This window comes from Streptomyces sp. NPDC045022 (assembly GCF_056432605.1).
The window spans coordinates 187,070-207,528 of sequence record NZ_JBWKIR010000005.1; the positions used below are offsets into that span (position 1 = coordinate 187,070).

Here is a 20,459-nt window from a genome sequence, read left to right on the forward strand (position 1 = left end):
AGCCTGCCGTGCGCGGCACCCGTGGCGCCATGCGGTATGCCGCCCTCCGCCGAGGGGGGAAATCCCCACCCCGGTCTTCGCCCCGGACCCCCACCCCGCGTCTCACGGTGTGACGGGCTGCTTACCCTTTCTTTATCAGGGCCTAGACTCCCGTGCGTAGAGATCCTCGAAGCACGTTGCAGCACAGAGTTCACTAGGTCACGAGGTCAGGGAGCGAGGGACGGATGGTCCGGGAGACGTTGGGGAACTCGCCGGTCGCCACGGCGAACGTCATCGCGGCCGGCTACTTCCGGTCCTATGCGGTCGTCGGACTGCTCGCCCTCGTCGGCGTGCTGTTCGTCGCGGTCGCCTTCGGCGCCGGCCGCCTGCTGCGCCCGGTCGTGCCGACCCCCGAGAAACTCCTGACCTACGAGTGCGGCGTCGACCCCGTCGGCGAGGGCTGGGCCCACACCCAGGTCCGCTACTACGTCTACGCCTTCCTGTACGTGATCTTCGCGGTCGACTCGATCTTCCTGTTCCCCTGGGCGACGGTCTTCGCCGCCCCCGGCTACGGCGCGACGACCCTCGTGGAGATGTTCGTCTTCCTCGGCTTCCTCGCCGTGGGCCTGCTGTACGCATACAAGAAGGGCGTCCTGGCATGGACGTGAACCCCTCGGTCTCCGAGCCCGTTCCGCTGCCCGAGCCCAAGCGGCTGGGCGCCCTGGCACGCCTGGCCCCCGAGCCGATGAAGGTGGTCCTGAACTGGGGCCGCCGCTACTCGCTGTGGGTCTTCAACTTCGGCCTCGCCTGCTGTGCGATCGAGTTCATCGCCGCGTCCATGGCCCGCCACGACTTCATCCGGCTCGGCGTCATCCCCTTCGCACCGGGCCCCCGCCAGGCCGACCTGATGGTCGTCTCCGGCACGGTCACGGACAAGATGGCCCCCGCCGTCAAGCGCCTGTACGAGCAGATGCCCGAGCCGAAGTACGTCATCTCCTTCGGCGCCTGCTCCAACTGCGGCGGCCCGTACTGGGACTCGTACTCCGTCACCAAGGGCGTCGACCAGATCATCCCGGTGGACGTCTACGTTCCCGGCTGCCCGCCGCGCCCCGAGGCGCTGCTCCAGGGCATCCTCAAGCTCCAGGAGAAGATCGCCCACGAGTCCCTGGGCGAGCGGTACGGCGCCGGTTCCGCCCGGCCGTCCGTGGCCGCCCTGCAGAGCGACCTGGTCAAGCCCCCGGCTCCGGCCCCCGAGGGGGACGTCCGATGAGCACGGTCGGTTGGCTGCCCGCGCCCGCCGAGGACCTCTTCGGCACGGACGCCACGGCCGAGGAGTCGTACGACGTCCTGACCGTGGACGTACCCGCGTCCTCCTGGCTCACCGCCCTGGAGACCGCCCGTACGACCCTGGCCTGCACCTACTTCGACTGGCTGAGCGCGGTCGACGAACCGGGCACGGGCTTCCGTGTGTCCGCCCATGTCGTCGCGCTGGACCCGGTCCGCCGGCTCCTCGTCCGCACGACGGTCCCGCACGAGGCACCGACGCTCCCGTCGGCCGTCGGCGTCTACGCGGGCGCCACCTGGCACGAGCGCGAGACCCACGAGATGTTCGGCGTCGTCTTCGCGAACCACCCCGGCCTGGAGCACCTGCTGCTCCCCGAGAACTTCGAAGGCCACCCGCTCCGCAAGGACTTCGTCCTCGCCGCCCGTGTCGCCAAGGCCTGGCCGGGCGCGAAGGAACCCGGTGAGTCCGATCACGGCGGTCCCAAGCGCCGCCAGATGCTGCCCCCGGGCGTCCCCGACCCGAACGAGTGGGGCCCGCTCAAGGGCCAGCTGCCCCCTGCCCCGGCCCGCCCGGCCCGGGCCGCGGGCCGCGCCACGGGGGACCGGCCCGCACGCGCGGCCGGGGAACGTCCGGACCGCCGCACCCGTTCGGCGGCGCAGGGCTCCGCCAGCCAGACGGAGGCAGCCGCTGCGGACGGCGCCACGGACACGCGGACGGCACAGGAGGCCACCGCCCCCGGCGCCCCGGCCACGCAGACACCGGCCACGAGGACGGAGACGCCTGCCACGGGCACGGAGGCGCCGGTCACGGCCACGCGGACACCGGCCACGGAGACGGCAGCTGGCACGGAGACGCCGGCCACGGCCACGCAGACACCGGCCGAGACAGCAGCTGGCACGCAGACGCCGGCCACGGGCACGGAGACGGGAGCCGGTACGCAGGCACCGGCCGCGCGCGCGAAGACGGGAGCCGGGGGCGCGCAGACGGAAGCCGCCGGTGCTCCGGCCCGGCCCCGCCGGACGAGGAGCGCGAGCGAAGGCTCGGTGAGCCAGACGGCCGCGGCGGCCGAGGACGCGGCAGCAGCCGACGACACGTCGGTACCGGTCGAGGACGCGGCGGTACAGAAGCAGGCCGCGGCCGAGGGCGACGCGGCCCAGGCAGCGGCGGCGGAGGGACCGGCCGCCGAGGCCTCGGTGGCGCATGAGCCCGGCCCGCCGCAGGTGGCCGCCCCCGCACCGGCACCGGTACGCCCGCGTCGCGCGCGCACCGCCTCGGAGGGCTCGACCTCGCAGCGGTCCCGGCCCACAGACCCGGCACCGGCACCAGCACCAGCACAGGAACCGGCGCCGGCACCGGCTGAGCCGACAGCGTCGATGGAACCTGTGCCGACGGAAACTGGGCCGGCCGAGCCCGCGGAACCTGCGCCGACGGAACCTGCGCCGACGGAACCGGGCAGTGCCGCCCGGCCCGCACGCCGGAGCACCACCCCGCGCAGCTCGGACGCCCCCTGGCACCACGCCCGCCCGGCCTTCGACGAGCCCGCGCCGACGCCCCGGTCCCGCCCGGAGGAACCGGCGGAACCCCGGGAGACCCCCGAGGAGCCCGCCCAACGCCGCGGCGAGCAATCCCGCGGAACCGGGCAACCCCGCGAAACCGCCGAGCACCGTCGCAAACCCGGCACCCCCGATGAGCCCGGCGAGCCCGACCAGCCCGGCGAGCCCAACGAGCCCGCCGGTGAATCCGGCCAGCCCGACCACCCCACAGGAGGCCCGCAGTGAACGACGCGCTGGACGTCGCCCTGCGACTCCTGGTCGTGTTCGTCGTCTTCCTCACGTTCCCGCTGATCGTCGGCCAGACCGAGCACAAGGTGATGGCCCATATGCAGGGCCGGCTCGGCCCGATGTACGCGGGTGGCTTCCACGGCTGGGCCCAGCTCATCGCGGACGGCGTGAAGTTCGCCCAGAAGGAGGACGTGGTCCCGGCGGGCGCCGACCGCCGCGTCTTCCAGCTCGCCCCCGCCGTGGCCCTGCTGCCGTACCTCCTCGTCCTGCTCGCCATCCCGATCGGCCCGAGCGAGGGCGCCGTCGGCCAGGTCATCGACGCGGGCGTGTTCTTCGTGCTCGCGGTGATGGGCGTCGGCGTGCTGGGCTCGCTCATGGCCGGCTGGGCCAGCGCGAACAAGTTCTCCCTGCTCGGCGGCTTGCGCACGGCCGCCCAGCTGCTCGCCTACGAACTGCCCATGCTGCTGGCGGCGGCCTCGGTCGCGATGGCGGCGGGCACCGTCTCCCTCCCCGGCATCCTGCACGCCTTCCACTGGTGGTGGGTGCCCTGGCAGATCGTCGGCGCGATCATCTTCTTCGTCGCCGGACTCGCCGAACTGCAGCGTCCGCCGTTCGACATGCCCGTCGCCGACTCGGAGATCATCTTCGGCGCGTACACCGAGTACACGGGCCTGCGTTTCGCCCTGTTCCTGCTCGCCGAGTACGCGGGCATCGTCGTCCTGTGCGGCCTGACCACCGTTCTCTTCCTGGGCGGCTGGCACGGCCCGTGGGGTGCCGACGGCCTGGGCTGGCTATGGACCCTGCTGAAGACCGCGATTCTCGCGTTCGTCGTCATCTGGCTCCGTGTCACCTACCCCCGGCTGCGTGAGGACCAGCTCCAGAAGCTCTCCTGGACGCTCCTCGTCCCCTTCTCCCTCGCCCAGATCGCCCTCACCGGCATCGTCAAGGTGGTGATCTCCTAACCATGGCCCCCTTCCCCGGCTCCGGCCTCGCCAAGGGTCTGGCCGTCACCCTGCGCACGATGACGAAGAAGACCGTCACCGAGCAGTACCCGGACGCCCTGCCCGAGCTGCCGCCCCGCACCCGCGGCGTGATCGGCCTGTTCGAGGAGAACTGCACCGTCTGCATGCTGTGCGCCCGCGAGTGCCCGGACTGGTGCATCTACATCGACTCCCACAAGGAGACGGTCCCCCCGGTGGCCCCGGGCGGACGTGAGCGCAGCCGCAACGTCCTCGACCGCTTCGCCATCGACTTCTCTTTGTGCATGTACTGCGGTATCTGCATCGAGGTCTGTCCTTTCGACGCCCTGTTCTGGTCCCCGGAGTTCGAGTACGCCGAGACCGACATCCGCGACCTCACCCACGAGCGCGACAAGCTCCGCGAGTGGATGTGGACCGTTCCGGCCCCGCCCGCCCTGGACCCCGCGGCGGAGGAGCCGAAGGAGATCGCCGCCGCCCGCAAGACCGCCGAGAAACTGGCCGCCACACAGGCCGAACCGGCAGAACCGCAGGAGGGTGAGTCGTGAGCCTCGCCGCAGCCCAGCACGGCTTCCTGTCCCCGACCGGGGTCGAGATCGCCTTTCTCCTCGTCGGCCTGGCCACCCTCGGCGCCGCGCTCGTCACGGTCACCACCCGGCAGCTGGTGCACGCCGCCCTGTGGCTCGTGGTCGCCCTCGGTGGCCTCGCCGTGGAGTACCTGCTGCTCACGGCCGAGTTCATCGCCTGGGTGCAGGTCCTGATCTACGTCGGTTCCGTCGTCGTCCTCCTCCTGTTCGGTCTGATGCTCACCAGGGCCCCCATCGGCCGCTCGCCGGACGCCGACTCCGGCAACCGCTGGGCCGCCCTGACCGTCGCGGTCGCCGCCGCCGGCGCCCTGGTCTGGGTGGTCGTCGACGCCTTCCGCACCACCTGGATCGACCTGGACGGCCCGGCCGCCGGCACCACCCGCGTCACCGGGCAGAGCCTCTTCCAGAACTGGGTGCTGCCCTTCGAGGCCCTCTCCGTCCTGCTCCTCGCGGCCCTGGTCGGCGCGATCGTCCTGTCCCGGAAGGCGAAGGCGGACGCGGCCGCCTCCGGTGCGGCCGCTCCCGCCGCAACCCCGGCTGACACCCCCGCGACCAGCCCGGCGACCAGCGCGGCGACCAGCCCCGCGAGTTCCCCCGGCGAGCAGGAAGGCGCCCGCTGATGCACCTCGCCTACCCCGCCGTACTCTCCGCCCTCCTCTTCTGCACCGGCCTGTACGGCGTCCTCGCCCGCCGCAACGCGATCCTGGTCCTGATGTCGGTCGAGCTGATGCTCAACGCCGTCAACCTCAACCTCGTCGCCTTCGACGTCTGGCTCAGCCGGACCGCCGAGGAGACCCTGCACTCCGGCCAGGCGCTGACCCTGTTCACCATCGCCATCGCCGCGGCCGAGATCGGCATCGGACTGGCGATCGTCCTCGCCGTCCACCGCAACCGCGGCACCGCCGACATCGACAAGCTCCGCGACACCGCCGAGGGCCCCGAGACCGACGGCCCCGACTCCTCCGCGGCCGAGAAGGCTGAGGCCACCGCGTGACCACGACCACCCTCGCCGTCCTCGTCCCCGTGCTGCCGTTCCTGGGTGCCGCGGCGGGCCTGCTCCTGGGCCGCACCACCCCCGGTTTCGTCCGCCCGCTCGCCGTGCTGCCGCCCTTGGCCGCGCTCGTGGTGGCCGCGCTGGTCGCCGTACGGCAGGGCGGTGGCCAGGCGATCGAGGCCCATACCGAGCTGACGCCCACCGGGTCGGTCCCCATCGAGCTCGCCCTGGACATCGACGGCTTCGCCGCGCTCGTCGCCGTCCTGGTCGCCTTCGTCGCCACGTGCGTGCAGATCTACTCGACGGGCTACCTGCGCGACGACCCGCGCTACCCCTCCTACGCCGCTCTCGTCTCCCTGTTCACCTCCGCGATGCTCCTGGTCGTCTACTCGGGCGACCTGATCGTGCTGCTGGTCGGCTGGGAAGTCATGGGCATCTGCTCCTACTTCCTGGTCGGCCACTACTGGGAGACCCCCGAGGCCCGCGCCGCCTCCCTGAAGGCCTTCCTGGTCACCAAGCTCGGCGACGTGCCCTTCCTCATCGGCCTGTTCGCCCTCGGCACCGACGCCGGGTCGTTCCGCATCACCCGCGTCCTCGGTGCCGTCGCGAGCGGCGGCCTCGATCACCCGACACTGATCGCCCTGCTGCTGCTCGCCGGCGTGGCGGGCAAGTCGGCGCAGTTCCCGCTGCACACCTGGCTGCCGGACGCGATGGCGGGCCCCACCCCCGTCTCGGCGCTGATCCACGCCGCGACCATGGTCGCCGCCGGTGTCTACTTCGTCGCCCGTCTCCTTCCTGTCTTCGAGGCCTCCTCGGCCGCGATGGTGGTCCTCGCCGTCATGGCCGCCGTGACCATGACCGGCTCGGGTCTGGCCGCGCTCGCCCAGGACGACATCAAGCGCGTCCTCGCCTACTCGACGATCGGCCAGCTGGGCTACATGACCGGCGCCCTCGCCGTCGGCGATCGCGGTGCCGCCGTCTTCCACCTCCTGTCCCACGGCGCCTTCAAGGCGCTGCTGTTCCTCGCGGCCGGCGTGATCATTCACGCCGCCGGCACCAACTCGCTGGCCGCCATGTCCCGGATGCACGGCCTGCGCGACCGCATCCCGGACGCCTACTGGACGATGACCGTGGCGCTGCTCGCGCTCGCCGCGATCCCGCCCTTCAGCGGCTTCTTCTCCAAGGAGTCCGTCCTCGGCGCCGCCGAACACGTCACCGACGGCCACACCGAGCAGGTGCCCGGCGCGGCGGGCTGGATCGTCCTCGTCGCCGGCCTGGTCACCGCCCTGCTCACCGCCGCCTACGCGACCCGGCTGTGGCTGCTGGCCTTCCGCGGCCGGGGCATCGAGGCCCCCGACCACGGCCGTCAGCCGCTGACGATGACCGTGGTGCTGTGGGTGCTCGCGATCCCCTCCCTGGCCTTCGGTGGGCTCGCCTACCGCTCGCTGCCCGGCTGGTTCGACGGCCGCGACCTGACCCCCACCCTTCTCACCTCGATCCTCGGCACGGGCCTCGCCCTGGTCGGCGGACTGCTCACGTACGGCGCCTGGCAGCGCACCTCCGCGCTCGCCGCCCGAGCCCCGCTCGGCGCGGTCGCCGCCCACCCGGAGGGCGACGCCGGCCTGGTCGAGGCCGAGGCCATCGCCACCCACCAGCCGGCCTACGGCGACATCGCCTACGCCCCCGACCCGGCGGATCCCGGGCGGCTGCTGCTCGGTCCGCTGCACCGGCACGCGGCCGTCGGCTTCCATCTGGACGCGGTGTACGCGGCGCTGTTCGTTCGCCCGGTCCAGGCCGGAGCGAGTCTCGTCCGGTTCCTCGACCGCGAGGTCGTCGACACCTATGTACGCGGCGCCGCCGCGCTGCCCCGGTTCCTCGGGGCCGCCGTACGGCGCGCGCAGACCGGCAATGTGCAGACCTATGTGAGCGCGCTGCTCGCCGGCACCGTCGTCCTGGCGGTCGCCGTCGTCCTCGTCGCGACCGGAGCGTGAGCAGGCGTGATCGATATCAACGAGTCCCTGATGCAGTTCCTTCTGGCATTCGTCGTCGTCGGCCCGCTCCTGGGCGCCGTCGCCGCTCTCCTGCCGGCCCCGCCCGGACTGAAGGGGAAGTCACCCGAGCAGGCGGTGCTCCGGCACGGCGTCACCGTCACCGGCGTGGTCCTCATCGCCGCGATCGTCCTCGCGCTCGGCTTCGACCACGACCATCCGTCGAAGATGCAGGCCACGACCGACATCAGCTGGATCCCCGCACTGGACGTGCGGATCCACCTCGGCATCGACGGCATCTCCCTCCCCCTCCTGGTCCTGACCGCGCTGCTGAGCTTCCTCTGCGCGCTCTACTCGTACTTCAAGCTGCCCTCGGGCCCGTCCCCGAAGGCGTTCGTCGCGCTGCTGCTCCTGCTCGAGTCCGGCACCCTCGCGACCTTCGCCGTCCTCGACCTGCTGCTGTTCTTCCTCGCGTTCGAGACGGTGCTCATCCCGATGTACTTCCTCATCGCCCGGTGGGGCGGCGAGGGCCGGACCCGGGCCGCGTGGAAGTTCATCCTGTTCACGCTGCTCGGCTCCGTCGTCATGCTGCTCGGCCTGCTTCTGATCGGAATCAAGGCGGGCACGTTCGACATGGTGGCACTCGCCACTGACAACGGCCGGTCGCTGACCACATCCGTGCAGGTCATCGCCGTTCTGGCGATCGGGATCGGGCTCGCGGTCAAGACGCCGATGTGGCCGCTGCACAGCTGGCTGCCCGACGCCCACACCGCGGCCCCGACCGTCGGCTCCGTCCTGCTGGCCGGTGTCCTGCTGAAAATGGGTACGTACGGGTTCGTCCGGATCCTGCTGCCGATCGCGCCGCACGGCTTCCACACCTTCGCGCCCTACCTCGCCGCGTTCGCCGTCGTCGGGATCATCTACGGATCCCTGGCGTGCCTGGCCCTGGCCAAGCGGGGCGCGAAGGGCGACCTCAAGCGCCTCATCGCCTACTCCTCCGTCGGCCACATGGGCTTCGTCCTGCTCGGCATCGCCACGATGACCCCGACCGGCGTGAACGGCGCCCTGTTCGCCAACATCGCCCACGGCCTCATCACCGGCCTGCTGTTCTTCCTGGTCGGCGCGTTGAAGGACCGCACCGGCACCACCGACCTCGACACCCTCGCCGAGGAGACGGGCGCCGCCCTGTACGGAAGGGCCCCGCGCCTCGGCGGCCTGCTCGCCTTCGGCGCCGTCGCCTCGCTCGGCCTGCCCGGACTCGCCGGATTCTGGGGCGAGATGCTGGCCCTGTTCGGCGCGTTCGACCCCGCCGCCGACCTCAGCCGGCCCGCGTTCCTCACCTTCATGTCCATCGGCGCGTTCGGCACCCTGCTGACGGCCGCGTACATGCTGATCGTGGTCCGCCGGGTCTGCATGGGCGGAGTGGAACAGGAGGTCCCGAAGCTCGCCGACGTCCGCGGGTACGAGTTCGCCGCCTGGACCCCGCTCGTCACCCTCACCGTCGTCGCCGGACTGTGGCCCAGGTCCCTGCTCGGCCTGACCGACCCGGCCGTGCAGCAGCTCCTCGCAGGAGGCACCCGATGAGCGCCCAGCCGCTCGCCGAGTCGATGGTCCAGTCCGTCGACTGGCTGGCCATCGCCCCGCCCACCGTCGCCGCGGCCGTGGCGATCGTCGTCCTCGTCGCCGACCTCTTCGTGCCCGAGCCCCGCAAGGCCGTGCTCGGCTGGGTCTCGGTCGCCGGACTGGCCGCGGCCGCCCTGCTGCTCCTGCCTCTCCGGGACGGCGACCGCAGCACCTTCTGCCTGACCGGCCACGCGCGCGCGTGCAGCTACACCGCGGACCGGTTCACGCTCGTCATCCAGTTCCTGGTCCTGGGCGGCGCCCTGCTGGCGGCCCTGCTGTCGGTCACGAACCTCGACGACGACCGACGGCGCGTCCCGGCGGGCGAGTTCTGGTTCCTGCTGCTGTCCTCCGCGGCCGGCGCCGCCCTGTTGCCCGCCTCCCGCGACCTGGCGACGCTGATCGTCGCCCTGGAGGTCGCCTCCCTGCCGGCCTTCGCCCTGGTGGGCATCCGGCACGGCGACAAGCGGTCCTCCGAGGCCGCCCTGAAGTTCTTCCTGTCCTCGGTCACCGCCACCGCGGTGAGCCTGATGGGCATCAGCTTCGTGTACGCCTCCACCGGCACCCTCTACCTCACCCAGGTCGCCCAGCGCCTGACGCACGTCGACGGTCAGTTGCACACCCTGGCCCAGACCGGGGTCGTCCTGACCCTCGTCGGCTTCGCCTTCAAGACGGCCGCCGTGCCCTTCCACTTCTGGGTGCCCGACACCTACGTGGGGGCACCCCTGCCCGTCGCCGCCTACCTCTCGGTCGTCGGCAAGGCGGTCGGCTTCTCCGGCCTGATCCTCGTCACCGTGGTCGCGTTCCCGTCGTACGCCGACGTCTGGGGGCCCGCGCTCGCCGCTCTGGCCGCCCTCACCATGACCATCGGCAACGTCGGCGCCCTGCGCCAGCAGGCCACGCGCGCGTACAGCGCCGTACGACTGCTCGCCTGGTCCTCCGTGGGCCAGGCCGGTTACCTCCTGGTGCCGATCGCCGCCGCCGGATACGCCAAGGACCCCCAGAAGGCGATCGGCTCGACGGTCGCGTACGCCCTGATGTACGCCGCCGTGAACCTCGGCGCGTTCGCCGTGGCGGCCCTGGTGGGTCGCAGCCGGACCCTGAACCGGATCGCCGACTACCGGGGCCTGTACGCCACCAACCCGCTCACCGCGCTCCTCCTGGCCTTCTTCCTGCTCTGCCTGGCCGGGCTGCCGCCGGGCATCATCGGCCTGTTCGCCAAGGTCACCGTGTTCTCGGCGGCCGTCGACGCGGGCCTGGGCTGGCTCGCCGTCGTCATGGCCGTGAACGTCGTGATCGCCCTCTTCTACTACCTGCAGTGGACGGCCCTGCTCTTCCGGGCACCCGAAGGCGAACCCGCCCGGCACCGCGTCCCGGCCCCCATCACGGCCGCCATCGCCCTGACCGGAGTGCTCGGCGTCGCCCTGTCCGGAGCACCCCAGCTGGTCCTCCGCTTCGCGGCCACCGGCCTGTTCTGAGGAGTCGCCACGCGCGCGTGGGGCACACGTGCCACCACGCGCGCGTGAGGCCGAAGGCGCACGTCACCCGTACGGCCGATCCGTGCCGCCGCACACACCAGGGAACTCGGGACCGCCGCCTGGCGTTGTCTCCAGCGGGAGGGTCCACTGGACCGAAGTGTTCCCCAGTTGCACGACTTGGAGGGCGCACCGTGCACCGCCGGCACAACGGGCTCAGGACCGCCGTACTCCTCGGGGGACTGTCCGCACTCATCATCGTCATCGGCAGCTTCTTCGGCCGCGCCGGACTGATCGTCGCGGTCCTGATCGCCCTCGGCACGAACGCGTACGCGTACTGGAACAGCGACAAGCTCGCACTACGCGCGATGCGCGCCCGCCCGGTCAGCGAGTTCGAGGCCCCGGCGCTGTACCGAATGGTGCGCGAGCTGTCCACGCAGGCCCGCCAGCCCATGCCCCGGCTGTACATCTCCCCGACGGAAGCCCCCAACGCCTTCGCCACGGGCCGCAACCCGCGCAACGCGGCCGTGTGCTGCACCGAAGGCATCCTGCGCCTGCTGGACGAGCGCGAACTGCGCGGGGTCATCGGCCACGAACTGAGCCACGTCTACAACCGGGACATCCTCATCTCCTCGGTGGCCGGCGCCCTGGCCTCGGTGATCATGTTCCTGGTGAACTTCGCCTGGCTGATCCCGATCGGCCGCTCGGACGACGACGACGGTCCCGGCCTGCTCGGCATGCTCATGATCATGATCCTGGGCCCGCTCGCCGCCAGCCTCATCCAGCTGGCCATCAGCCGTTCCCGGGAGTACGAGGCGGACGCCTCGGGAGCCCAGCTCACCGGCGACCCGCTCGCCCTCGCGCGCGCGTTGCGCAAGCTGGAGATGGGCACCAAGCAGCTCCCGCTGCCGCCCGAACCCCGGATCGAGACCGCGAGTCACATGATGATCGCCAACCCGTTCCGTCCGGGTCAGGGGCTGTCCAAGATGTTCTCCACACACCCGCCGATGGCGGAGCGGATCGCCCGGCTCGAGAAGATGGCAGGTGGCCACCAGTGAGAACCATCCTGAACGTCATTTGGATCATCCTGAGCGGCTTCTGGCTGTTCCTCGGTTACCTGTTCGCCGGCGTGCTGCTGTGTGTCACGATCATCGGCATCCCGTTCGGCATCGCCGCCTTCCGCATCGGTGTCTACGCGCTGTGGCCCTTCGGGTACACCACGGTCGAGCGCCGCGACGCGGGCGCCCCCTCCTGCGTCGGCAACGTCCTGTGGCTGATCCTGGCCGGCTGGTGGCTGGCGCTCGCCCACATCGTCACCGGCATCGCCCTGTGCGTCACGATCATCGGCATCCCGTTCGGTATCGCCAACTTCAAGCTGATCCCGGTCTCCCTGCTGCCTCTGGGCCGCGAGATCGTCCCGACGGACCAGCCGTTCGCGGCCCGTTGAACACACCGACGGGCAGCGGGCGCGCAGTGCGCGGACGGCCACTCGCGCGCTGACGGCACATCACGCGGCGTGCCGTCCCGCCCACCACCGTCGTACGCCGTAGGCCGCCACGCCCACCGCGAGCACGCCCGCCCCCGCGGCCACCGAGAGCGCGGGCAGCGCGAACGCCAGCGTGGCGCAGCCCAGCAGGCCCACCACCGGTACCACCCGGGACAGCGGGGCCGGACTCAGCGTCCAGGCCGAGGCGTTGGCGACGGCGTAGTAGGCCAGCACGCCGAAGGAGGAGAAGCCGATCGCGCCGCGCAGGTCCGCCGTCGCGGCGAGCACGGCGACCACCGCGCCCACGGCCAGCTCCGCCCGGTGCGGGACCTGGAAGCGCGGGTGCACGGCCGCCAGCGCCCCCGGCAGGTGCCTGTCCCGGGCCATGGCGAGCGTCGTACGGGACACCCCGAGGATGAGCGCCAGCAGCGAACCCAGCGCGGCCACCACCGCGCCCGCCCGCACCACGGGCACGAGCCCCGGCACCCCGGCCGCCCGTACCGCGTCGGCCAGCGGCGCCGCCGCTCGACCGAGGCGGTCCGCGCCGAGGACACCGAGAACCGCGACGGCCACGCACGCGTACACCAGCAGGGCGATCCCCAGAGCCAGCGGGATGGCACGCGGAATCGTGCGCGCCGGGTCGCGGACCTCTTCGCCCAGGGTCGCGATCCGCGCGTACCCGGCGAACGCGAAGAACAGCAGCCCGGCGGCCTGAAGGACCCCGCCTGCACCCGACGACGCCCCGATGCCGAGCCGCCCGGCGTCGGCCCGGCCGGAGGTCAGGCAGACGACGACCACGGCCGCGAGGACGGCCAGCACGACGGCCACGATCACCCGCGTCAGCCACGCCGACTTCTGGATCCCGCCGTAGTTCACGGCGGTCAGCGCCACCACGGCCGCGACCGCCACCGCGTGCGCCTGCCCAGGCCAGACATAGGCGCCCACGGTGAGCGCCATGGCCGCGCAGGAGGCCGTCTTGCCGACCACGAACGCCCAGCCGGCGAGATAGCCCCAGAAGGCGCCGAGCCGCTCCCGCCCGTACACGTACGTGCCGCCCGAGGCCGGATAGCGGGCAGCGAGACGAGCCGAGGACAGGGCGTTGCAGTAGGCCACCACGGCCGCGACGGCGAGCCCCGGCAGCAGTCCCGGGCCGGCCGCGCGCGCGGCGGGTCCCAGGGCCGAGAAGACACCGGCCCCGACCATCGACCCGAGGCCGACGACCACTGCGTCCCGCACCCCCAGGGTGCGTCGCAGGGCGGTACCGGTGCGTGTCATGCGCCGCACCCTACTGACCGCCGCAACCGGGGGGTGGGCCGGTGACGTCCCCTTCATCAACACAACACGAACACACGCGCGTGGGTCAGCCGATCCGCACCGGAACATCAGGGACCGGACAGCGCGGACACAGCGCGGAAGGGCAGGTTCACGGCATGGGCATCATCGGTTGGATCATCCTGGGACTGCTGGCCGGAGCCATCGCCAAGGTCCTGCTGCCGGGCCGCGACCCCGGCGGCTTCATCGGCACGACCCTCATCGGCGTCGCGGGCGCGTTCATCGGCGGCTGGATCTCGGCCCGCTGGCTGGACCACCCGATCAGCAAGGACTTCTACGACGGCGCCACCTGGGCAGCGGCCGTCGGCGGCTCGCTGGTGCTGCTGATCGTCTACCGCATCCTGTTCGGCAACTCACGCGACTGACCGAGGGGTGGGCCCCGGCCGGTGCCCACCCCTCCCGTTCAGGTCCTGCCGGAGTCCTACCGGTAGTTCACGAACTGCAGCGCGAAGTCGAAGTCCTTGCCCTTGAGCAGGGCGATCACGGTCTGCAGGTCGTCGCGGCTCTTGGAGCTGACCCGCAGCTCGTCACCCTGGACCTGGGCCTTCACGCCCTTGGGGCCCTCGTCGCGGATGATCTTCGCCACCTTCTTCGCGTTGTCCTGGGAGATGCCCTCCTCGATCGACGCGAAGATCTTGTACTCCTTGCCGGAGAGCTGCGGCTCGCCCGCGTCGAGCGCCTTCAGCGAGATACCGCGCTTGATCAGCTTGGACTGGAAGACGTCGAGGACAGCCTTCACCCGGTCCTCGGAGTTCGCCTCCATGAGGATCTTGTCACCGGACCACGAGATGGAGGCGCCGACGCCCTTGAAGTCGTAGCGCTGCGAGATCTCCTTGGCGGCCTGGTTGAGGGCGTTGTCGACCTCCTGCCGCTCGACCTTCGAGACGATGTCGAAACTGGAGTCGGCCATGTCCTGTGGCTCCTTGTATCGGGGTGCTGGTCGGGTGCGTGCCGGCGTGCGCGGCGGCGGCCGCCGGGCCCGGCGTCGTGCCGGGCCGCATCCGCACCAGCCTAGCCACCCCGCGACCCCGGGAGTGGAGATCAATCGGGTGGCGAAGCACCCCTGTGCATCAGGTATTGTTTACGTCGTTGCCAAGGAGCACCGCCGAAGGCGGGGCGATTGGCGGCACAACCCGGCGGTGTGCCCGAGCGGCCAAAGGGAGCAGACTGTAAATCTGCCGGCTCAGCCTTCCCAGGTTCGAATCCTGGCGCCGCCACACGGGAACAAGGGCCCCGTGACCTGTGAGAAAAGCAGGTCACGGGGTCCTTGTCGTGTGCTTGGAGAGCGACACGGTGTCTCGCGTTCGAACGCCCGATTTCGAAGCGCGTGGACGGAGCGTGGACGGGAGTCTCGGCCTGTCACCCGGACTGCCTCAGCCGAGCGGAGATCTTGGCGTTGGCGGCCTCGTCTCGTCCTTGGAGGAACTCGGCGTACACCCGGAACAGGACGGCCACGCTGTGGCCGATGCGGTCTCGCGGCCTCCCGTTGAGACTCTGCCTCGGGGCTGAGTCAGGTGGACACCGCCGCGTGACGGAGATCATAAGGGCGCTTGGCCGGTGCCGATCGAACTCGTCTGCGCTCAGGGCCCGTTCACGGCCCCGGCCCAGACTTCGCCGTAGCCGGTGTCTTGGACCAGCCCGCCGCGCGTCGCCTGGAACACCCGGCCACCGGGGCCCAGGGCGACGACGGCCAGGTCGCGCCGGGAAGCGGCGGCGCTCCGTCACATCGCCGGGTGCCGGAGCGCCAGCGGCTCATTCCGGCCGCGTCCCGAGCCGCTCGGCCAGAAAGGCGATGATCTCGTTCCGGGCCCGCATGGTGGGGTGACCTTCCTGGTCGACGAGGTGTGCCGTGACGACGCTGTGGGCGCAACCGACGACGTCACGGAAGAAGGGCGGAGGGTTCGTGTTCGCCGACTCGGCTTTCAGTACGCGGCCGTCGAATGCGTCCCCGAGCAGCTCTCGGTAAGCCGCGAACCGCTGGCCAGTGCACCACCTGTCGTTGTCGAAGCGGTAGGCGAGAACCTTCAATCCGTCTCGCGCTGCGCGTTCAGCCACGGCAGCAGCGTCCTCGTCGCTGATCTCCAGACGGCCGGGGTCGTCGAGCGGAAGCGACGGATGGTTGACCACTGGTGCGATGACAGCGGGTTCGAGCGCCATGGTCAAGGCGAAGTTGCCGGTGAAACACAGACCGACGGCGCCGACGCCAGGGCCGCCACGCTCGGCGTGCGCCAGGCGAGCGAGGCCGCGCAGCCATGTGACGACCGGGCTGGTGCCGCCACCGGCAAACGCGCGGAACTCGGCGCTGACGCACGCGCGTCGAACGATGGTCTCGCGTGCCTCGGCGAGCGGATAGGCACCGTCGACACCGAAGAGAGAGGGCATGTACACGGAGAAGCCGGCATCACGCACCCAGCGCGCGAACCGCGCGACGTCGGGGCTGATACCCGGCATCTCGGGCATGAGGATGACTGCCGGTCCTGACCCGGCAACGTACACGGTCTTGTCGACGTCATCGACGCTGACGGCTCTCCGCGAGAAGTCGTCCAAGGGGTCGCTCTGTCCTCGCCTGATTGTCATGACCGAGATGATGATGAGTGTCCGACCTTCCTGAGAAGCGGCGGCATCGCCAGGTATCCCGGTAATATCGCCACCCGTTCCAAGGCGCCGGAGGGGCCGCGTGAGTCCGCTGCGAGTCGGTGTGCTGGCCTACCCTGGCTGCTTCGCGTCGGAGGTGTTCGGAGTCCCCGACCTTCTGGCCATGGCAAGGCACGTCGCCGCGGCGCAAGGGTCGGTTCAGTCGGCCTACGAGGTGTCGGTCATCTCGCCCCGGCGGCGTGTGACGGCGTCCGGCGGCTCGGTCCTCGACGTCTCGGCGGTTCGTCCCGTAGACGTCCTGATCGTGCCGGGCTTCGAGCTTTCGCCCACGCTCGATCTTGACGCGACACTCGCGAACCTGGGACCGGAAGTAGCGTCGATTCGCTCGCAGGCTGCCTCCGGGACCGCTGTGGTATCGATCTGTGTGGGCGCCTTCCTGGTCGCTGAAGCCGGGCTGCTCGGCGGGCGCGAAGCGACCACGTCCTGGTTGTTCGCGGATCGGTTCGCTCGCCGGTACGCCGACGTGCGCCTCCGCCCGGAGAGCTTGGTCGTGACCGACCGGGGGGTGACGACCACGGCGGCCTTCAGCGCCATGTACGACTTCGCGCTGCAGCTCATCCGCGAGCACGACGGCCCCCGCGTCGCCCGTAGCACCGCGCGTATCGCGCTTGTCGATGATGCGCGTTCCACGCAGGCCCCCTATGTCGACTCGGCGCTCATACCCACGGTGGGCAGGGAGTTCTCCTTGAGCGTCAAGCGGTGGCTCGACCAGAACGTCAGTGCCCGCTATGACCTGCCCGCCCTCGCCCAGGAGTTCCACGTCAGCACGAGAACAATGCTCCGCCGCTTCGGTGCCGAAGCCGGCGAGACGCCACTCGCGTACCTGCAGACGGTCCGGGTGCGTCGCGCCAGGCATCTGCTGGAGACGACCGACAGGACCGTCGCGAGCATCGCTGCTGATGTCGGGTACCGCGACCCCGGGACGTTCAGCGGCATCTTTGCCAGACACACGGGCCGGCGGCCGAGGGAGTACCGCGCGATGTTCCATCGTCGCTGTGAGCACCACGGGTCAACCCGGCGAACAGAGCCGTGAGACTCGCTCGCGACGGCAGCAGGCCCCTCGCGGCCGGGGCGAGCGCAACCCCACCGGCACGGCCTGCACATGGGCCGGGCCGGTCTCCGGGCTGGGACAAGGGGGCGGGCGTCGGAGTGGAGCCGTGAGGCTCGGCAAGGCAGGCTTGGTGCATGAAGTCGCTCTTGCGCTCGCCCCAGCTGCCAGGAGCACGTGGTCATAGCCGGGTCCTCTTCACACTGATGCAGTGTGTGCCCTTCCTGATCGCGCTGGCCGTGCTGGTCATCGAGCTCACGCCTGCGCACTTCATCTATACCGGCCCCTTTCTCGCCGCGGTCCCGGCGCTGGCGGCAGTGACGATGGGCCCCAAGGGCACCACCGCGGCGGCTGCTCTCGCGCTGGTGATCAGCGTGACCACCGCGACCTACAACCAGGTATGGGGCACCTTGCAGGTCTACACCAACTTCCTGGCGCTGGCCCTGGTCGCCGTGGCCGGGTTCATCACCAGCAGCGCTGTGCAGACGCGCAGGCAGAGAGAGCTCGACCAGGTCCGCCGGATCGCCGTCGCGGCCCAGGAGGTCGTACTGCGGCCCGTACCCGCGCGACTGGGCCCCGTGCAGGCGGGCAGCCTGTGTCTTGCGGCCGGGACCGGGGCACAGGTGGGCGGTGATCTGTACGAGGCCGTGCAGACGCAGTACGGCGTCCGGATGATCGTGGGGGACGTCCGGGGCAAGGGGCTGTCCGCGGTGCGAGCCGTCGCGGTGGCGCTGGGGGCGTTCCGGGAGGCCGTGCACTACGAGGATGAGCTGGTGGAGGTCATGAACCACTGCGCGGCTGCGCTGCGACGGGAAGTCGCCGTGCCGGGTGCGTACGGTCAGGAAGTTCTGCTGGAGGGATTCACCACGGCGCTCATCGCGCAGGTGTCGGACGAACCCGTGGTGCAGCTGGTCAACCGTGGGCATCCGCCGCCGCTGCTGCTGCACCGGGGCAGGGCTACGACACTGATGCCGTCCTCGCCCTTGCCGCCTCTCGGGCTGGAAGACCTCGCCCCCGGCCCCCCTGCCAAGCCCGAGACCTATCCGTTCGTCCCCGGTGACCGTCTGCTGCTGTACACCGACGGCGTGATCGAGGCCCGCAACAGCGGCAACGAATTCTTCGCTCTGCCGGAGACCATGGAGGGGATACGCGCAAGCACCACCCCGCAAGAATTCCTGGAGCAACTGCACCATGCGTTGATCAGCCACACCGCGGGCGACTTGGCGGACGATGTGGCGATGATTCTCGTTGACCGGCTCAACGGTGAACCTGGGGTCGAAGGCGTAGCCGGCTCCCTGGCGGAGCCGCCTTCCGGTGGGGCGGACATGGGGTAGCGCTCCTTGCGGGCTGGGTGTGAGTCCTGGCGCCGCCACCCGGGAACAAGGGCCCGTGACCTGCGAAACAGCAGGTCACGGGCCCTTGTCGTTCCCCTCGTCCCCCGCGTGGCTGGCGGACTGTCTCACCTTGGGAGCGTGCCTGGACTGACCTGTCGCACCGAAGGTTGAGCATTCTCAGCGAAGGTTGAGTGGCCGCCCCACTTGCCCCAGTACTGTGGCTTCGCATGACCGACGCTGAGATCGAGATCACCGCAGACCTGGTCCGCGACCTGCTGCAGGAGCAGCATCCAGACCTTGCAGGGCTCGCCATCCGCGAGGTGGCGGGCGGCTGGGGCAACCAAATGTGGCGCCTCGGGGACGAGTTGGCCGTGCGCATGCAGCGCATGGACCCCACTCCGGAGCTCCAGCTCAAGGAGCGGCGGTGGCTGCCCGTGCTGGCCCCGCGTCTGCCGCTCCCGGTGCCGACCCCGGTGCGGTTCGGCGAACCGTCCGCGCGCTTCCCCAAGCACTGGACCGTGATGACGTGGGTTCACGGCGAGCCGCTGGACTACTCCTCCATCAGCCGCGGCGATCACGCGGCCGACACCCTGGCGGGCTTCCTCAGGGCGCTCCACGTGGAGGCGCCCGCTGACGCGCCGATCAGTGAGGATCGCGGTGACCATCCCATGAAGTGCACGGAGGGCTTCGACCACTTCTTCCACTCCGTCGTCCCCGACGACCTCGCCGACGATGTCCGGGCCGTCTGGGACGACGCCGTCGCGGCGCCCGAGTGGGAGGGGCCTCCGCAATGGGTGCATGGCGACCTGCATCCGGCGAACGTCGTCGTCTCGGACGGGACGCTCTCGGGCGTGATCGATTTCGGTGACATGTTCGCCGGCGATCCGGCGTGGGACCTCGCTGCCGCATGGGTCATCCTTCCCGCAGGCGCCGCCTCACGCTTCTTCGACGTATATGCGCAGGCGGACGCGGGGACGATCCGGCGCGCCCGCGGGCTGGCCGCCCTGAAGGGCCTGTTCCTCATGCTGATGGGCCAGGCCGGAGACCGGGGCCTTCCTGGCGGCAAGCCGACGTGGGGGCCCGCAGGCCGGGCCGCGCTCGATCGTGTTCTGAGAGGCTGATGCAGCGCGAAGCGATGAGCCTCAGTGGTCCACCCGACTCCCATCCGTCCGGTCTCGCGCGTCGCGGCGGCTGCGCGCATCGCGACGCCGCGGCTTTGTCCAGGGATCGACTGATCTGCCCGGTCAGCTGTGGCCCGAGGCGCTAGGCTCGCTCAACATGATCTTGCTGAGTGATCCGCGAGTGATCGACACCCCGGTGGCAGACTGCGGTGAACCCCTTGCGGACATCACCGCCGTTCCGGCCGTAATACTGGACCCGCGAGAACGGGACGAGCGCGGAGCATACAGACGAGTCAGGACCGGCGTGCTCGAACGCCTGCGCTCAGCTTCTGAGAGGCTCCCCGCCGGCATCAGGCTTCTCTTGATCGAGGGCCATCGCAGCCCGGCCGAGCAGGCCCGTCGGTTCGCACTGTATGAGGATCGTCTTCGGCGTGCGGGCATCAGTGACCCGGCAGAGCTTCGGCGACAGACCAGCGCTTTTGTCTCCCCGGTTGAGGTGGCCCCGCACTGCGCCGGGGCGGCCGTGGACCTGACGCTCATCGACAGGGATGGCGTGGAACTGGACATGGGCGGTGCGGTGAACGGACACCGCACGGGCGATGAGAGGTGGTGTCCCTTCGACGCTCCGGGTCTGTCGCCGACCGCGCGCGACAACCGCAACCTGCTGGCCCAGTGCCTGCGCGAGGAGGGTTTCGTCAACTATCCGAGCGAGTGGTGGCACTGGTCATACGGGGACCGCTACTGGGCGCTCATGACCGGTGCTCCTGCCGCCGTCTACGGACCCATTTGACTCCCAC

20 protein-coding genes and 1 tRNA gene are annotated in these 20,459 nt (G+C 70.8%); 18 read left to right on the forward strand and 3 right to left on the reverse strand.

Annotated features, from left to right (window positions below; translation table 11 throughout):
• The first annotated feature begins 224 nt into the window (after window positions 1-224).
• The 12 genes from AC07C1_RS12010 (at window position 225) to AC07C1_RS12065 (ending at window position 12,133) form a co-directional block, all read left to right on the forward strand.
• Complete coding sequence (locus AC07C1_RS12010) at window positions 225-647, forward strand: NADH-quinone oxidoreductase subunit A (RefSeq protein WP_478938583.1); 423 nt, start codon at window positions 225-227, stop codon at window positions 645-647.
• Window positions 638-1,249, forward strand: coding sequence for an NADH-quinone oxidoreductase subunit B (locus AC07C1_RS12015; protein ID WP_478938584.1), 612 nt, complete (start codon window positions 638-640; stop codon window positions 1,247-1,249). The genes AC07C1_RS12010 and AC07C1_RS12015 overlap by 10 nt, the downstream gene beginning before the upstream one ends.
• On the forward strand, window positions 1,246-3,042 hold the full coding sequence (locus AC07C1_RS12020; RefSeq protein WP_478938585.1) for an NADH-quinone oxidoreductase subunit C: 1,797 nt from the start codon (window positions 1,246-1,248) through the stop codon (window positions 3,040-3,042). Before AC07C1_RS12015 ends, AC07C1_RS12020 begins: the two co-directional genes overlap by 4 nt.
• On the forward strand, window positions 3,039-4,007 hold the full coding sequence (locus AC07C1_RS12025; RefSeq protein ID WP_478938586.1) for a complex I subunit 1/NuoH family protein: 969 nt from the start codon (window positions 3,039-3,041) through the stop codon (window positions 4,005-4,007). Before AC07C1_RS12020 ends, AC07C1_RS12025 begins: the two co-directional genes overlap by 4 nt.
• Window positions 4,008-4,009: 2 nt before the next feature.
• A complete protein-coding gene (locus AC07C1_RS12030; RefSeq protein ID WP_478938587.1) occupies window positions 4,010-4,570 on the forward strand; it encodes a NuoI/complex I 23 kDa subunit family protein in 561 nt (186 codons plus the stop codon).
• Window positions 4,567-5,229: an NADH-quinone oxidoreductase subunit J family protein gene (locus AC07C1_RS12035; protein ID WP_478938588.1), complete on the forward strand. Its 663-nt coding sequence runs from the start codon at window positions 4,567-4,569 to the stop codon at window positions 5,227-5,229. The genes AC07C1_RS12030 and AC07C1_RS12035 overlap by 4 nt, the downstream gene beginning before the upstream one ends.
• Window positions 5,229-5,603, forward strand: a complete 375-nt coding sequence (gene nuoK, locus AC07C1_RS12040) for an NADH-quinone oxidoreductase subunit NuoK (RefSeq protein ID WP_478938589.1) — start codon at window positions 5,229-5,231, stop codon at window positions 5,601-5,603. The genes AC07C1_RS12035 and nuoK overlap by 1 nt, the downstream gene beginning before the upstream one ends.
• Window positions 5,600-7,594 (forward strand): NADH-quinone oxidoreductase subunit 5 family protein, encoded by a 1,995-nt coding sequence (locus AC07C1_RS12045; protein ID WP_478938590.1) that lies wholly within the window; start codon window positions 5,600-5,602, stop codon window positions 7,592-7,594. Before nuoK ends, AC07C1_RS12045 begins: the two co-directional genes overlap by 4 nt.
• A gap of 6 nt (window positions 7,595-7,600) precedes the next feature.
• Window positions 7,601-9,175 carry an NADH-quinone oxidoreductase subunit M gene (locus tag AC07C1_RS12050; RefSeq protein ID WP_478938591.1) on the forward strand — a complete coding sequence of 525 codons (1,575 nt, stop codon included), beginning with the start codon at window positions 7,601-7,603 and terminating at the stop codon, window positions 9,173-9,175.
• Complete coding sequence (locus AC07C1_RS12055; protein ID WP_478938592.1) at window positions 9,172-10,689, forward strand: NADH-quinone oxidoreductase subunit N; 1,518 nt, start codon at window positions 9,172-9,174, stop codon at window positions 10,687-10,689. Before AC07C1_RS12050 ends, AC07C1_RS12055 begins: the two co-directional genes overlap by 4 nt.
• Window positions 10,690-10,880: 191 nt before the next feature.
• On the forward strand, window positions 10,881-11,744 hold the full coding sequence (htpX, locus tag AC07C1_RS12060) for a zinc metalloprotease HtpX (protein ID WP_478938593.1): 864 nt from the start codon (window positions 10,881-10,883) through the stop codon (window positions 11,742-11,744).
• Window positions 11,741-12,133, forward strand: coding sequence for a YccF domain-containing protein (locus tag AC07C1_RS12065; protein WP_478938594.1), 393 nt, complete (start codon window positions 11,741-11,743; stop codon window positions 12,131-12,133). Before htpX ends, AC07C1_RS12065 begins: the two co-directional genes overlap by 4 nt.
• Window positions 12,134-12,193: 60 nt before the next feature.
• Here AC07C1_RS12065 and AC07C1_RS12070 read toward each other — a convergent pair whose 3' ends face one another.
• Window positions 12,194-13,447, reverse strand: coding sequence for an APC family permease (locus AC07C1_RS12070; RefSeq protein WP_478938595.1), 1,254 nt, complete (start codon window positions 13,445-13,447; stop codon window positions 12,194-12,196).
• Window positions 13,448-13,602: 155 nt separating this feature from the next.
• Here AC07C1_RS12070 and AC07C1_RS12075 point away from each other — a divergent pair, with 155 nt between their 5' ends.
• Window positions 13,603-13,869 (forward strand): GlsB/YeaQ/YmgE family stress response membrane protein, encoded by a 267-nt coding sequence (locus AC07C1_RS12075; protein ID WP_478938596.1) that lies wholly within the window; start codon window positions 13,603-13,605, stop codon window positions 13,867-13,869.
• Window positions 13,870-13,925: 56 nt separating this feature from the next.
• On the opposite strand, the gene AC07C1_RS12080 is transcribed toward AC07C1_RS12075, so the two are convergent.
• Complete coding sequence (locus tag AC07C1_RS12080) at window positions 13,926-14,414, reverse strand: YajQ family cyclic di-GMP-binding protein (protein ID WP_366014848.1); 489 nt, start codon at window positions 14,412-14,414, stop codon at window positions 13,926-13,928.
• Between the two features lie 225 nt (window positions 14,415-14,639).
• On the opposite strand from AC07C1_RS12080, the gene AC07C1_RS12085 reads away from it, so the two are divergent.
• Window positions 14,640-14,721 (forward strand) — tRNA-Tyr (locus tag AC07C1_RS12085).
• A 535-nt stretch (window positions 14,722-15,256) separates the two neighbouring features.
• On the opposite strand, the gene AC07C1_RS12090 is transcribed toward AC07C1_RS12085, so the two are convergent.
• Window positions 15,257-16,051, reverse strand: coding sequence for a dienelactone hydrolase family protein (locus AC07C1_RS12090; protein ID WP_478938597.1), 795 nt, complete (start codon window positions 16,049-16,051; stop codon window positions 15,257-15,259).
• A gap of 211 nt (window positions 16,052-16,262) precedes the next feature.
• On the opposite strand from AC07C1_RS12090, the gene AC07C1_RS12095 reads away from it, so the two are divergent.
• The 4 genes from AC07C1_RS12095 (at window position 16,263) to AC07C1_RS12110 (ending at window position 20,452) form a co-directional block, all read left to right on the forward strand.
• Window positions 16,263-17,192: a GlxA family transcriptional regulator gene (locus AC07C1_RS12095; protein WP_478938598.1), complete on the forward strand. Its 930-nt coding sequence runs from the start codon at window positions 16,263-16,265 to the stop codon at window positions 17,190-17,192.
• A 221-nt stretch (window positions 17,193-17,413) separates the two neighbouring features.
• Window positions 17,414-18,541: a PP2C family protein-serine/threonine phosphatase gene (locus tag AC07C1_RS12100; RefSeq protein ID WP_478938599.1), complete on the forward strand. Its 1,128-nt coding sequence runs from the start codon at window positions 17,414-17,416 to the stop codon at window positions 18,539-18,541.
• 227 nt (window positions 18,542-18,768) lie between these two features.
• Window positions 18,769-19,662, forward strand: coding sequence for an aminoglycoside phosphotransferase family protein (locus AC07C1_RS12105; RefSeq protein WP_478938600.1), 894 nt, complete (start codon window positions 18,769-18,771; stop codon window positions 19,660-19,662).
• Between the two features lie 157 nt (window positions 19,663-19,819).
• Complete coding sequence (locus tag AC07C1_RS12110) at window positions 19,820-20,452, forward strand: M15 family metallopeptidase (RefSeq protein ID WP_478938601.1); 633 nt, start codon at window positions 19,820-19,822, stop codon at window positions 20,450-20,452.
• Window positions 20,453-20,459 lie beyond the last annotated feature (7 nt).